This is a genomic window from Psychroserpens citreus (assembly GCF_055686305.1).
Window position 1 is genome coordinate 1 of the sequence record NZ_CM145999.1, and the last position, 13,622, is coordinate 13,622.

Genomic DNA, 13,622 nt, shown 5'->3' on the forward strand with positions numbered 1-13,622 from the left:
ATGGATGTAACTGCGCAATCGGTCTGGACGAACTGTCTCTCATTTATAAAAGACAATATACAGCCTCAAGCCTATAAAACTTGGTTTGAACCTATAGTAGCAGTTAAACTTTCTGATAATGCTTTAAGCATTCAAGTTCCTAGTAAATTTTTCTATGAATGGTTAGAAGAGCACTATGTAAAAATTTTAAAAGTGGCATTAACCAAACAACTAGGTGAAACCGCAAAATTGGTTTACGTTATCAAGATGGAAAACACTTATGGTAACAAACAACCGTTTACTGAGAAAATTCCAAGTTCTAATCGTGGTGCATTAAAATCTCAAGATGTTGATGTTCCATTAAACAATAAAAACCCAGAGCTTAAAAATCCATTTGTCATTCCTGGCATCAGAAATGTCAAAATTGAATCACAACTCAATCCTAATTATAGTTTCGAAAATTTCCTTGAAGGGGACTCTAATCGTTTAGCAAGAAATGCTGGATTAGCTGTCGCTAATAAACCTGGCGGCACATCTTTTAATCCGCTACTAATTTTTGGTGGTGTTGGTTTGGGAAAAACCCACTTAGCGCATGCAATTGGCGTTGATATTAAAGATAAATATCCCGAAAAAACGGTTTTATATATTTCTGCGGAAAAATTCACACAACAATATATTGATTCGGTAAAGAAGAATAACAGAAATGATTTTATTCACTTCTACCAAATCATTGATGTTTTAATCATTGATGATGTACAATTCTTATCTGGCAAATCAGGAACACAAGATGTATTCTTTCATATTTTCAATCACTTACACCAAAACGGAAAGCAAGTCATTCTAACTAGTGACAAAGCTCCTGTTGACATGCAAGATATTGAACAGCGCTTATTGTCACGTTTTAAATGGGGATTATCTGCTGAATTACAAAGCCCAGATTTTGAAACTAGAGTATCTATACTTAAAAATAAGTTGTATCGTGATGGTGTTGAAATGCCTGATGAAATAGTTGAATATGTCGCAAAACATATTAAAACTAATGTGCGAGAACTAGAAGGCGCTATCATTTCTTTAATTGCTCAATCTTCGTTCAATAAAAAAGAAATTACAGTAAATCTTGCAAAAGAAATTGTTGAGAAGTTTGTAAAAAACACAAAACGTGAAGTTTCTATTGATTATATTCAAAAAGTAGTTTCTGACTATTTCCAAATGGATGTAAGCACATTACAATCAAAAACAAGAAAACGTCATATTGTCCAAGCTAGACAACTCGCTATGTTTTTTGCAAAAAAATACACAAAAGCCTCTCTAGCTAGTATTGGATCTCAAATTGGAAAACGTGATCATGCTACAGTTTTACATGCATGCAAAACTGTGGACAATCTATCTTCTACTGACAAACAATTTAGAAAATACGTTGAAGATTTGTCTAAAAAATTATCACTTTAAATACTAAATCACCATGACAAGTATCCTAATGGTATGTTTGGGTAATATTTGTCGTTCTCCTTTAGCACATGGTATTTTAGAATCTAAATTACCTTCAGAACATTTTTATATAGATTCGGCAGGTACTGCAAATTATCATGTAGGCGATCTACCTGATCGTCGCTCTATTGCAGTTGCCAAATCCAATGGTATCGATATCACAAACCAAAGAGGCAGACAGTTCAAAACTTCAGATTTTGACTCCTTTGATTATATCTATGTTATGGATCATTCAAACTTTGAAAATGTCATTAAACAAGCTAGAAACTCAGAGGATATAGCAAAAGTCAAACTTATACTAGAAGTTGATCACAGTATTAAAGACAAACGAGTTCCAGACCCATATTATGGTGGAGATTCTGGGTTTGAAAACGTTTTTACTCTTCTAGATAACGCTTGCTCTATTATTGCTAAAACACTTACAGACTAGGCTCTTTAATCATATTCTCAATTTCACTCTTAATTTTTTTCGTATTTTGTAAAAAAATTCCTTAAATCCTAGAAAAATGAAAACCATTACACTTTTCCTAGCCTGCTTTCTTATGTCTATATCTAATGCCCAAGACGTTACAATAGACATTTTCGCTACAGGTTTATCTAGCCCTGTAAATATTAAACATGCCGGTGATGATCGCCTCTTTGTTGTAGAAAGACCAGGTGTTATTAGAATTGTTAATACAGATGGTACAGTAAACTCAGCTCCTTTCTTAGATATTAATCCTCAAGTTATTGACTTTGGTGGTGAGCAAGGGCTGTTAGCGCTTGCCTTCCATCCTGATTACGTGAATAATGGATTCTTTTATGTGAATTATATTGATAATGATGGAGACACTGTTATTTCTCGTTTTACTAGAAGTACAACCAATACAGCCGACCCTAGTTCTGAAGTTGTCTTATTAAACATTTCTCAACCTTTCAGCAATCATAATGGTGGCGATATGCATTTTGGCCCGAACGATGGTTATTTATACATTTCAACTGGTGATGGTGGATCTGGCGGTGACCCAGGAAATAGAGCTCAAAATCAAACCCTGCTTCTTGGTAAAATATTAAGACTTGATGTAGACGTATCTCAAGCTCAAATTGATGCCGGTACAACCTACTTAATCCCTAGTGACAATCCATTTGTTAGTGACTCTGCAGTTTTAGATGAAATTTGGGCTAATGGACTTAGAAATCCGTGGAAATTTTCTTTTGATAGAACGAATGGTGATTTATGGATCGCTGATGTTGGGCAAAGCGGTAAAGAAGAAGTTAATAGAGTTCCAGCATCTAGTTCAGGTGGTGAAAACTATGGATGGAAATGCTTTGAAGGCACATCAACCTTTAGTAATGTGACTGGATGTAGCACTATTACCCATACACCTCCAGTCGCCGAGTACGATTATGGTGGAAGTCCATTTAGATGTTCAATTACAGGAGGATATAGATATAGAGGTACAGCACAAACAGGACTTCAGGGCTTATATTTTTTCGCCGATTTTTGTAGTAATGAAATTGGATATGTCCAAGAAACTAGTGCCAACAACTTTAGCTTATCATTTATAAATAGTTTTTCTGACGGTGCATTTTCGGCCTTTGGTGAGGACATTAATGGAGAATTATATGTATGCAGTTTGACTACAGGAACGATTTACAAAATTCAAGATGCCAACTTAGGTATTAATGAGCAATCATTAGATGCCATAAAAATGTATCCTAATCCAGTAAAAAACAGTCTAACATTTGACTTACTAAGTACTTCCAATCAAATTAATGCAATTCAATTATTTGATGTTCAAGGGAAATTAATTCAATCGTATTCAAATTTTAATGATCAACTTATAACAATCTCCACTAAACACATAACTAGTGGTATATATATTGTGGAGATTAGCAATTCAAGTGGTGACAAAACAATTCGTAAACTTATTGTTGAATAACTATGAATCCTAATTTCGGAAAACTATACCTTATACCAACACGACTTGGTGATAATCCTCCATTAGAAGTGTTGCCTATTTCAGTAAAAAAAATCATTGAATTAGTCGATGACTATATCGTTGAAAATGAAAAAACAGCCAGACGCTTTATTAAAAAAGTAGATTCAAGAAAATCACAATCTACTTTAAATTTTAAGATTTTAAATAAGTATACTCAACCGGAAGAGATTCAAAATTTTTTAGATAATTGTAAAAATGGTAATCCCATGGGCTTACTATCTGAAGCTGGATGTCCAGGCATTGCAGATCCAGGAGCCGATATTGTAAAACTTGCCCATGAAACTGGCATACAAGTAGTGCCTCTAGTAGGCCCGTCTTCTATTATTTTAGCATTGATGAGCTCTGGTATGAATGGACAAAGTTTTGCTTTTAATGGTTATATTCCAATAGACAAAGCAGAACGAAAAGCCACATTAAAACGACTAGAACGCTTGTCTTTTGAGCAAAACCAAACACAATTATTTATAGAAACTCCATATAGAAACAATAAGGTTCTTGAAGAAATCTGTAGTACATTACATCAAAACACAAGAGTATGCATAGCTTGTGATATTACATTACCAACAGAATACATTAGAACCATGACTGTAAAAGACTGGAAACAAACTAACATAGACTTGCACAAACGGCCAGCTATTTTTGTAATCCATAAAGATTAATTTTTTTAATAAGACATTGTATTAAAATAAAAAGCCAACCTTGAGGTTCGCTTTTTTATTGTTATAAACTAATATTAAACTTATTATTTACAATATAGCCTTAGCTCTTTTATCGGCTTCAATAAAAGAAGTGTCATATCCAGAAAACTTCTTCATATAATAACGCACAGAAGACCCATAGGCATCAGAAAAATTCTGACTTCCATAACTTCTTAAGAACTTCTTTACGCTTCCAGGACCTGCTAAATGAGCAGCAGCTAAAATTCCAGACTCAGTGATTTTAACACCATTAATCTTTTTACCTTCAAAACGCTTGATGTCTTTTCTTAAAATCCATTTATTTCGTTCAGCATTTGCTAAAAAAGCTTTTTCCTGTAATTCAGGATTATATAAAAACTGAGTTGGGTTATAAATGCCAATCAACTTTAGAGTTTCTGCACCAAATTGATACTTACCTAAGTAACCCAAAGTATTAACTGTAAAATAGTTTCCACGAGATTCCTTGAAAGCTAAAGCTTCTTTAAATCCGTTATAAGAATTACCTAAATACGGAAAATAAGTATGCTTAGAATGAAACGGGTTTGCTAATTCAATCTCAGTAATGTCATTAGACAATTCTTGATTAAATGCTAAATCCTTCGATATGGTGTAATCAAGCTCTAAACCTTCTGTAGAATAATCGTCATAGTTTAACGATGAATCTGGTTTAAGTGCCATAAAAAGTGTGACACAAATAGCTAATGGTACAACAAAATAATTACCTATATTTTTTATCATAATAGCTAATTTTAGTAAGCCCAAAATCCCCTTAAATAGGACTTACAAATTGCGGCTGCAAATATACGCTTTTTTCTATATATCTGAAAATAAGCTGTTAAAGTGTTGTTAAAAGTAGATGTAATGGAGCTTTATGCCATTTTTTCCGTTGAACGAAAACGTTGGAGCAGGCACTTTTATGACATTAAAAACGTCAAAAATTGTTTTCAACACTCTAGAATTTGTCTTAATTCTAGACAAATCTACATCCAAACTGAGGTAAAATTGACGTCTCCTGTTTTGAGTTATGAATAAGTTATCAACGGTTTCATTATTTCCAGTCAACATTCCTTCGGCTCCATATCCAATTGCAAGATTAAACCATTTAGGAATTTTACTTGTTTTTAAGAATGATTTTACATTAAAACTTAACCAATAAGTTTGCCCATTGTAATCTTTTAATAATTCTTCCAAAAACCCATCACCTAATTTATCAGGACGTTGTTTTGCATATTGAGTTTGATGAAAAGAATACTTCATAGTTATACGTTGTTCATCCCAAAGTAATTCTTGGCCTACAAACAACCCTGTTCCTAGTCCGTTAGCAATCATATCCGACCACGAAAACCCCCATTCATCAGAATACCCATCAAAAACCTCAACTGCAGTTAAAAAGCCAAATCCTAATGTGGCTCCGTAAATCAACTGATCTTTCTTTCTCACCCCAGCCCAGCGCAATGCATTAACGCCAACTCTACCCAACTGATACGACGAAAAGACATGACCTAATTTATCCATCTGCAACCATTCGTCGGTATCATTAATTGTTTTAAACTTTGAGCGTGGAAAATCTGCATACCATAATTGATCTAAACCTATCAAGGTTAATGTTCCTAAGGTTGCTTCAGTTATCACAACAGCATTTCTTCGAGACGTATTTAGGGAATCATTAGGCTTTAAAAAGGCATCTAGTTTAGACTGAGATAAAACCGACTGGGTTAGCAAACTACATATAACAATGAGTAAGTAACGACCTTTCATAATTATTTATTAATACCTTGAGACGATAAATAGCGCTGATATTCTCTAGCATTAACATTATGCTGAGATAATGTTTTAGCAAATTTATGAAACCCTAATTTTTTAGCATTTGCTGCAAAGTATAAATACTTATGCTTTTCATAATTTAATACAGCATTAATAGCTGATATGTCTGGCATAGCAATCAAACCTGGTGGTAAACCAGCATTCATGTAAGTATTATATGCTGAATTTATCTCTTTATGTTTATTAAGAACACGTTTTATAACCGTATTCTTATATTCGGGTAACTGATAAGCGGCAAATTTTAGCGTAGGATCAGCTTGAAGTGGCATTCCTATACGAATACGATTCATATATACACCAGCTATTCTAGGTTGTTCACTCGCTTGTTTGGATTCCTCATGAACAATAGATGCCAAGGCCATGACTTGATCTCTTGTCAACCCAATAGCCTTAGCTTTTGCATTACGATTATCATTCCAAAATCGATTGTATTCTTTTAGCATTCTATTTCTAAAGTCTTCTGCAGATGTATTCCAGAAAAACTCATAACTGTTAGGGATATACATCCCCAGAGCTGTTGCTTTTGAAAAGCCACTTTCTTTGAGGAAAGATTCATCTGTCATGGCAGAAATGAGAGATAAACTATCAGCTTCAATCTGTGACGCAATTCGACCAGCTAACTTTTCAAGTGTTTCTTGATTATTAAATGATAGTTTTATAGGAATGTTAGTGCTTCTAATGGAATTAATAATATCATTATTACTCATTCCTTTTTTAATAGCAAATTTTCCAGCTATATAGTTTGTTGTGTACTTTTTACGCTCAGCTAATGCATCAAAAGCGTCTATATCTTCGAGCAATGGTTCCAGTTGAGACCTTACATCATCGTAACTCGCATTTGATGACACATAAATATACGCTTCGTCATTTGCAAATTTAGTATTAGGCGTTAGCATGGCATTATAAACAAAATATGCAAAAACAGCTGCCGCAATTAAACCAATAAGGGCAATGGCCCAAAGTATTTTCTTAATGTACATTACTTAAATAGTATTTGTAATAGATATTCATTTTTATAAGAACCATTTACATAATTCCAGTCTTTTTTTAAACCAACAACTTCAAATCCATTGGCCTTAAATAATTTCAAGCTTAACGTGTTATCTTCGGAAATATTACAAAACAATTGATGCATATCCAAATGCGACTTACAATAGCTTACAAGCAACTCTAACGCCTCTTTTCCGTAGCCTTTTTGTCTATGAGTTTCATCTTTAATTAAAATACCAACACCTGCTCTTCTATTTTTAAAATCGAAATCAAATAAGTCAATCATCCCAAGAGATTCATCATTAAAATCACAAATCACTAATCGCAATTGTTTGACTTCAAAAATATCTTTGTGGGCCTGTTCTAGATATTGTTTAATTAGAAACTTAGAATATGGAGTTATAGTATTACTGATTTCCCATATATCTTGATTGTTTTCTATATCGTGAATAAATTCAAGATCTTCAGGCTCCAACGCTCTTAAATAAATATGTGTTCCCTTAAGTGTTTTCATTTAAATATACCCTTTAAAAACCTGCTTTGCTGGTCCAATTAGGAAGATATTATTATAACCATCACCATGTTTTTCAAAAGACACTTTTAAGTCTCCTCCTTCTGTTTTTAAAGTGATAATGTTTTTTTCAGTTTCACCTATATAATGCATTGCTAAAGCAACCGCTGTTACTCCTGTACCACATGAATAGGTCTCATCTTCTACACCTCGTTCATAAGTTCTTACCGAAAAATTATCACTTGTATTTTTATGAACAAAATTTACATTACTGCCAGCTTCATTGTAAGGTGCTCCAAAACGAATTTTTCGCCCTAGTGATGCCACATCTAGTTTTTTTAATTCTGACTCTATTTGAACATGATGTGGAGATCCTGTATCTAAAAACACATGTGATTCATGCTGTTCTATAGCTTTAACATCTTGCATTTGAAGGCTTACAATTTCATTTTCTATGGTAGCTTTATGTATTCCGTCTATAGCTTCAAATGTAGCTTCAGTAGATATCACACCAAGAAAGTTAGCAAAAGCTGTAATACAGCGTCCGCCATTACCACACATAGAACTCTCCTTTCCATCGGCATTAAAATAAACCATCTTAAAATCACAGGTATCATGATCCTCTAGGAGGATTAACCCATCAGCTCCGATACCAAAACGTCTATCACATAAAAATGCGATGTGCTTAGTATCATTTTTATTAAAATCTTGCTGACGATTATCTATCATCACAAAATCATTTCCTGTTCCTTGATATTTATAAAACTTAAGTTGCATATATCCTGCAAATATAGGAATAATGATACGATAATTACAGTGTTAAATCAGCGTTAACAATGACGTTAAAAATCGTTAAAGTTAGGCCTTGAATTCAATAAATATTTAATTTTAATGTTACCTAATTATAAAACAATTTTAAACATGAAAAAGCTTTTAACTTTAGTATTTGTTTCAGTATTAGGTGGAGTTATAACATTATCTGCCTACAAACTTTTTATAGAACAAAAACAAACCATTACACTTGAAACTTCACAAGAGCAACCACAATTTATAAATACAAATTATGACACCAAAACCGCTAACTTGATAAATAATAAGCAGTTAGATTTCACTATGGCAGCAGAAAACACAATTGATGCTGTTGTTCATGTAAAAAATACAGCTCTTGTTTCTGGTCAACCATCGTTAGAAGATTTGTTCTTTGGTAGAAAATCACAATCAAGAGCACAAATAGGAACTGGAAGTGGTGTTATCATAAATAAGGATGGTTATATTATAACAAACAATCATGTAATAGCGGGATCTAACACTATTTCAATAACTTTAAATGACAATCGTGTTTATGATGCTCAACTTATAGGCACAGATGAAAAAACAGATATTGCCTTATTGAAAATAGATGCTGAAGAAGATTTACCATCTATTCCTTTTGGAGATTCTGATACGGCAAAAATAGGCGAATGGGTTCTAGCAGTTGGAAATCCGTTTAATTTAACTTCGACTGTAACAGCAGGAATTATTAGTGCAAAATCTCGTGACTTATCAGGCACCAACTCACAATCCTTCATTCAAACTGATGCAGCGGTAAATCCTGGCAACTCTGGTGGCGCTTTAGTCAATTCTAGAGGAGAATTGGTAGGTATTAATACTGCAATATCATCAAGAACTGGGTCTTATATTGGTTATTCTTTTGCAGTACCAAGCAATATTGCACGAAAAATTGTTGAAGACATTATGGAATTTGGTGATGTACAAGAAGGTGTACTCGGTGTTTCTATTTTAAATAGAAATTCTCCTGAAGCGATAGAAAAAGGCATTAATGAAATAGAAGGCGTATACATTAGTAATGTTGAAGACAACTCTGGCGCTAAAAAAGCTGGAATCAAAGATGGAGATATTATTAAGAAATTAGATAACGTAGAAATTTCAAAATTCACCGATTTAAGTGGTTATTTAAAAACAAAACGTCCAAATGATGTCGTAAATGTTGAAATTTTAAGGGATAATAAAACTAAAACCATCCCTGTAAAACTGTCCAAAAGTGATATTATTAGTGTAGAGTTTATTAACATGGAACTTAGAAATATTCCATCTAAAGTAAAAAAGGAATACAATCTTAATGAAGGTGTTATGGTTCAAAAAAATAAAAATGCTTATCTCTATAAAAGGTTAGGTATTCGCCCTGGCTACATCATTACCAAAGTAAACAATATCGATATTAATACCGTTGAAGATATTTCAAAGTTTACCAAAAAATATGGCAGTAATGCTCAGGATAAAATTTTCAAATTAGAATATTTAGATAACAATTTTGATCGCAAAGAAGTCATCTTTGAATAGATAACTTAACAGGTAACAATAGACCCTTCAGAATTAAATTTTGAAGGGTTTTTTATTTTTCAGAAATTATCTACGAAAACGTTTGAAATATACTATTTTTGCAAAAATTTTTAAACACAACAACCTGCCAACCTAATACGTCGGCATTTAAAATTTAAAACAATGAGTTTGAACGGAACTTATGAAAAAGAGCTTGCTTTTCAAGCAGATCGTAGAAGAGCTACAGTAGAGTTTATTAAAATTGTAAGCGACCTTTGGTACGACAAATCAATTGAATTAGTGATTTTTAGAAATCAATTAATTGATAGAAATGTGAGTGAAATTTTAAATCTTCACGAGTACGCTGGTGAATTTGTACAGAAACCTATTTCAATTTTTGATTCAGTAGAGATTGCCCAAGCGATTAAAACCTTAGACCTTCCTCCTGCGAAATTAGATATTGGTAAATTAACTTATGAGTTTCATTTAGAAGATCAAAAGTATAGCAATGCTACTGGTTTTGTAGCTGACAAGCTTAAAGATGCAAAAAAGAACAAAGCTATTCAACCTAAAGATGTTGTATTATACGGTTTTGGAAGAATTGGACGCTTAGTAGCAAGAGAATTAATGACACGTACTGGTAAAGGAAGTCAATTACGATTGAGAGCTATTGTAACTCGTGGTAATATAGATGAAGTTGTTTTAGAAAAAAGAGCATCTCTACTACGTAATGATTCTGTTCATGGTGATTTCCCTGGAACTGTAGTTGCAGATGTTAAAAACAATGCGTTGATTATTAATGGTACCACCGTAAATATTATTTCAGCAAATGCTCCTGAAGATATAGATTACACTAAATTAGGTATTAATAATGCGTTGGTTATTGATAATACTGGTGCGTTTAGAGACGACGAGGCATTAGGACGTCACCTAAAATCTAAAGGTGTAGACAAAGTTTTATTGACTGCTCCTGGAAAAGGCGTTCCAAATATTGTTCATGGTGTAAATCATTTTGAAAATAAGCCTGATAAGATTGATATTTTTTCAGCAGCATCATGTACAACCAATGCTATCACTCCTATCTTAAAAGTAATGGAAGACACTTATGGTGTTGTTAGTGGTCACTTAGAAACTATTCATGCCTATACTAACGATCAGAATTTAGTTGATAATTTCCATAAAAAATACCGTCGTGGAAGAGCTGCAGCTTTAAATATGGTTATTACTGAAACTGGAGCAGGTAAAGCTGTATCTAAAGCATTACCATCGTTAGAAGGAAAATTAACATCAAACGCAATTCGTGTTCCTGTTCCTAATGGATCTTTAGCAATTCTTAATTTAGAATTAGAAAAAGAAACTTCAGTTGAAGGGATCAATACTATTATGAAAAAGTATGCACTTGAAGGAGATTTGGTTGAACAAATCAAATTTGAAATGAGTGACGAATTGGTATCAAGCGATATTGTTGGTAGTTCTGCTCCATCTATTTATGATAGCAAGGCTACAATAGTACGTGGTGATGGGAAAAATGCTATACTTTATATCTGGTATGATAATGAATATGGTTATAGTCATCAAGTGATTAGATTAGCAAAGTACATTGCTAAAGTAAGACGCTTTTCTTACTACTAATCATTACTTAAACATAATCTTAAAATCCTACTTTTTTCAAAGTAGGATTTTTCTTTTCAAATAAACGCAACCTTTTTAAAACTTTAGCATCTAATAATAGAAACTATTAAATCAATCACTATGAAATTGAAACCTTATACTTTACTCCTAGTGTTTTGCTGTGGCATAAGTATGCAATCCTGTTGGCTTACAGATAATACGGATGAGTTTGTAAATGTAGAACCTCAAGAGTTTTATGAACCAGTAATTATGCAGCGTTCTGAATTTGAAACAACAACGACACTACAATTAACACCTGAAGTTATTGTAAACTCTGGTAAAATTTATGTCAAAGACAATTATATTTTCATTAATGAACAAAACAAAGGATTTCATATTATTAATAATAGTGATCCCAGCAACCCACAAAATGTTGCGTTTTTAAATGTACTTGGCTCATCAGATTTAACAATTAAAGGCAATTCAATTTACGTCAATAATGCTACCGATTTATTAGCAATCACCTTAGACCCTCAAGCTGGTACTATGGAAATTACTAAAAGAGTTCCAAATGCATTTCCTCAAATAAATTCGCCTTTTGGAAATTTATTTTACGACTTAGAAGCCGATGAAATTATAGTTGATTGGACTTTTTCAGATTCTACTAATGACAACTCTTAATTTGAACCTCATGAACAAATATATATACATACTATTTGCAATTTTCATTTTTAGTTGTAGTACTAATAATGATTCCTCAAGCGCCTCATCAGAATTCTCATCAAACGACACAGGAAAAGCTGGTTCTCTAGCTCGATTTACAACATATAATGATTATCTCTATACTGTAGACGAATCTAACCTTAACGTATTTAGTATTGCAAATAGAGAAGATCCAATAAAAATTAATGAGCTCAATATTGGCTTTGATATTGAAACTTTATTCAACTATAAACAATACTTATATATTGGCTCTCAAAATGGCATGTACATTTACAGTGTACAAAATCCTGAATTTCCAGAATACTTGTCAGATGTTCAGCATTTTACAGCTTGTGATCCTGTTGTTGCTAATGCTACTCATGCATATGTTACGTTACATGCAGATATTGGATGCGGAACAATGATAAATGTTTTAGAAATTTACGACGTCAGTAATGTGTTACAACCCGTTTTAATTTCTAGTCGAAATTTAACCAAGCCCATTGGACTAGGCTTATACAATGATTATCTGATTGTATGTGATGACGAAGTAAAAGTTTTTGATGTCTCAGATCCGGAAAATTCTACCTTAGTACATTCTATTGATAGAGATGCCTTTGATGTAATTGTTAATAACGACACCTTAATATTAATTGGTGTTAATGGCTTATATCAATATAGCTTAAACCCAAATAGTATTCAAAACACTGAAGAATTAAGCACTATCAACATCTAAAAAATCATTTCGTTCGTATATAAATTAGCCTCATTATTTATGAGGCTAATTGTTTATATCAACATGAGGTTTTACTTATAATTTATGATATAAATTACTATATTGCTGACCATTAATTAAGCTATTTAATTCAACCAATACCAAAAATGAAAATTTTTAAAACGCTTCTACTTACAACAATTACTGTTTTTTCTTTATCAATTGCCTCAGCTCAAACCAATGCTGACGAAGAACAATTGTCCTTAAACAGTGGAACGATTGATAGCCAGTTTGAATATGTATTCAGAAAATCTGGAAACTTTAAAGGAACAAAAGGACAAAAATATGAAGCAGTGAAACAATCTTGGTTACTTAAACTAAAGGCTAATGTTTTAGATTCGTTAAAAACAACCTACCAAGAACTTGATAAAACTCAAACTGAAGTTGCTACACAGGCTAAAACTATTGAAGGTTTAAATACAGAATTAGCCAATACTAAAACCGAATTATCAAATACTATTTCTGAAAAAGATAGTATGGAATTGTTTGGTATTCAAACTAGCAAGCCAAATTATAGTTTAATTCTTTGGAGTATTGTTGGTGTGTTATCTGCATTATTACTATTCTTTATCTATAAATACCGAAATAGTAATGCTATTACAAAACAAGCAAAAATAAGTCTAGCTGAAACTGAAGAAGAATTTGAAGAGCATAGACGTGTCGCTTTAGAACGTGAACAAAAAGTTAGACGTCAATTACAAGACGAAATTAATAAGCAAAAAAACGCATAAGAATAGTATTAA

The 13,622-nt window shown here is 32.6% G+C and carries 14 protein-coding genes; 9 read left to right on the top strand and 5 right to left on the bottom strand.

The annotated features are described in order from the left end of the window. The 4 genes from dnaA (at nucleotide 1) to ACTU6T_RS00020 (ending at nucleotide 4,108) form a co-directional block, all read left to right on the top strand. Nucleotides 1–1,428 (top strand): chromosomal replication initiator protein DnaA, encoded by a 1,428-nt coding sequence (gene dnaA, locus ACTU6T_RS00005; protein ID WP_299335635.1) that lies wholly within the window; start codon nucleotides 1–3, stop codon nucleotides 1,426–1,428. A gap of 13 nt (nucleotides 1,429–1,441) precedes the next feature. Further along, the gene (locus ACTU6T_RS00010; RefSeq protein WP_460219218.1) at nucleotides 1,442–1,897 is read left to right on the top strand and encodes a low molecular weight protein-tyrosine-phosphatase; all 456 of its coding nucleotides are present in this window, start codon (nucleotides 1,442–1,444) and stop codon (nucleotides 1,895–1,897) included. Nucleotides 1,898–1,973: 76 nt separating this feature from the next. Beyond that, nucleotides 1,974–3,389 carry a PQQ-dependent sugar dehydrogenase gene (locus tag ACTU6T_RS00015; protein WP_460219219.1) on the top strand — a complete coding sequence of 472 codons (1,416 nt, stop codon included), beginning with the start codon at nucleotides 1,974–1,976 and terminating at the stop codon, nucleotides 3,387–3,389. A gap of 2 nt (nucleotides 3,390–3,391) precedes the next feature. Then, nucleotides 3,392–4,108, top strand: coding sequence for an SAM-dependent methyltransferase (locus ACTU6T_RS00020; RefSeq protein ID WP_460219220.1), 717 nt, complete (start codon nucleotides 3,392–3,394; stop codon nucleotides 4,106–4,108). Between the two features lie 87 nt (nucleotides 4,109–4,195). On the opposite strand, the gene ACTU6T_RS00025 is transcribed toward ACTU6T_RS00020, so the two are convergent. The 5 genes from ACTU6T_RS00025 to dapF all read right to left on the bottom strand — a co-directional run bounded on the left by ACTU6T_RS00025 (nucleotide 4,196) and on the right by dapF (nucleotide 8,249). Further along, nucleotides 4,196–4,885: a peptidoglycan-binding protein LysM gene (locus ACTU6T_RS00025; RefSeq protein ID WP_460219221.1), complete on the bottom strand. Its 690-nt coding sequence runs from the start codon at nucleotides 4,883–4,885 to the stop codon at nucleotides 4,196–4,198. A 108-nt stretch (nucleotides 4,886–4,993) separates the two neighbouring features. Next, nucleotides 4,994–5,905: a DUF2279 domain-containing protein gene (locus tag ACTU6T_RS00030; protein WP_460219222.1), complete on the bottom strand. Its 912-nt coding sequence runs from the start codon at nucleotides 5,903–5,905 to the stop codon at nucleotides 4,994–4,996. Nucleotides 5,906–5,907: 2 nt separating this feature from the next. Beyond that, nucleotides 5,908–6,951, bottom strand: a complete 1,044-nt coding sequence (gene mltG / locus ACTU6T_RS00035; RefSeq protein ID WP_460219223.1) for an endolytic transglycosylase MltG — start codon at nucleotides 6,949–6,951, stop codon at nucleotides 5,908–5,910. After that, entirely contained in the window at nucleotides 6,951–7,475 is a 525-nt protein-coding gene (locus ACTU6T_RS00040) for a GNAT family N-acetyltransferase (RefSeq protein WP_460219224.1), read from the bottom strand. Before ACTU6T_RS00040 ends, mltG begins: the two co-directional genes overlap by 1 nt. After that, entirely contained in the window at nucleotides 7,476–8,249 is a 774-nt protein-coding gene (dapF, locus tag ACTU6T_RS00045) for a diaminopimelate epimerase (RefSeq protein ID WP_460219225.1), read from the bottom strand. A gap of 144 nt (nucleotides 8,250–8,393) precedes the next feature. On the opposite strand from dapF, the gene ACTU6T_RS00050 reads away from it, so the two are divergent. The 5 genes from ACTU6T_RS00050 (at nucleotide 8,394) to ACTU6T_RS00070 (ending at nucleotide 13,610) form a co-directional block, all read left to right on the top strand. Beyond that, nucleotides 8,394–9,812 (top strand): trypsin-like peptidase domain-containing protein, encoded by a 1,419-nt coding sequence (locus ACTU6T_RS00050; RefSeq protein WP_460219226.1) that lies wholly within the window; start codon nucleotides 8,394–8,396, stop codon nucleotides 9,810–9,812. 162 nt (nucleotides 9,813–9,974) lie between these two features. Next, complete coding sequence (locus tag ACTU6T_RS00055; protein ID WP_460219227.1) at nucleotides 9,975–11,423, top strand: glyceraldehyde-3-phosphate dehydrogenase; 1,449 nt, start codon at nucleotides 9,975–9,977, stop codon at nucleotides 11,421–11,423. Between the two features lie 120 nt (nucleotides 11,424–11,543). Then, on the top strand, nucleotides 11,544–12,083 hold the full coding sequence (locus ACTU6T_RS00060) for a hypothetical protein (RefSeq protein WP_460219228.1): 540 nt from the start codon (nucleotides 11,544–11,546) through the stop codon (nucleotides 12,081–12,083). A gap of 10 nt (nucleotides 12,084–12,093) precedes the next feature. After that, a complete protein-coding gene (locus ACTU6T_RS00065; protein WP_460219229.1) occupies nucleotides 12,094–12,840 on the top strand; it encodes an LVIVD repeat-containing protein in 747 nt (248 codons plus the stop codon). A gap of 146 nt (nucleotides 12,841–12,986) precedes the next feature. Next, nucleotides 12,987–13,610 carry a tRNA (guanine-N1)-methyltransferase gene (locus tag ACTU6T_RS00070; protein ID WP_460219230.1) on the top strand — a complete coding sequence of 208 codons (624 nt, stop codon included), beginning with the start codon at nucleotides 12,987–12,989 and terminating at the stop codon, nucleotides 13,608–13,610. Nucleotides 13,611–13,622: the final 12 nt, after the last annotated feature.

Coding starts and splice junctions, on each gene's coding strand:
- ACTU6T_RS00040 (WP_460219224.1), bottom strand. CDS start 7,475: ATGAAAACACTTAAGGGAACACATATTTATTTAAGAGCGTTGGAGCCT.
- ACTU6T_RS00015 (WP_460219219.1), top strand. CDS start 1,974: ATGAAAACCATTACACTTTTCCTAGCCTGCTTTCTTATGTCTATATCT.
- dnaA (WP_299335635.1), top strand. CDS start 1: ATGGATGTAACTGCGCAATCGGTCTGGACGAACTGTCTCTCATTTATA.
- ACTU6T_RS00060 (WP_460219228.1), top strand. CDS start 11,544: ATGAAATTGAAACCTTATACTTTACTCCTAGTGTTTTGCTGTGGCATA.
- ACTU6T_RS00025 (WP_460219221.1), bottom strand. CDS start 4,885: ATGATAAAAAATATAGGTAATTATTTTGTTGTACCATTAGCTATTTGT.
- mltG (WP_460219223.1), bottom strand. CDS start 6,951: ATGTACATTAAGAAAATACTTTGGGCCATTGCCCTTATTGGTTTAATT.
- ACTU6T_RS00010 (WP_460219218.1), top strand. CDS start 1,442: ATGACAAGTATCCTAATGGTATGTTTGGGTAATATTTGTCGTTCTCCT.
- ACTU6T_RS00030 (WP_460219222.1), bottom strand. CDS start 5,905: ATGAAAGGTCGTTACTTACTCATTGTTATATGTAGTTTGCTAACCCAG.
- ACTU6T_RS00055 (WP_460219227.1), top strand. CDS start 9,975: ATGAGTTTGAACGGAACTTATGAAAAAGAGCTTGCTTTTCAAGCAGAT.
- dapF (WP_460219225.1), bottom strand. CDS start 8,249: ATGCAACTTAAGTTTTATAAATATCAAGGAACAGGAAATGATTTTGTG.
- ACTU6T_RS00065 (WP_460219229.1), top strand. CDS start 12,094: ATGAACAAATATATATACATACTATTTGCAATTTTCATTTTTAGTTGT.
- ACTU6T_RS00050 (WP_460219226.1), top strand. CDS start 8,394: ATGAAAAAGCTTTTAACTTTAGTATTTGTTTCAGTATTAGGTGGAGTT.
- ACTU6T_RS00020 (WP_460219220.1), top strand. CDS start 3,392: ATGAATCCTAATTTCGGAAAACTATACCTTATACCAACACGACTTGGT.
- ACTU6T_RS00070 (WP_460219230.1), top strand. CDS start 12,987: ATGAAAATTTTTAAAACGCTTCTACTTACAACAATTACTGTTTTTTCT.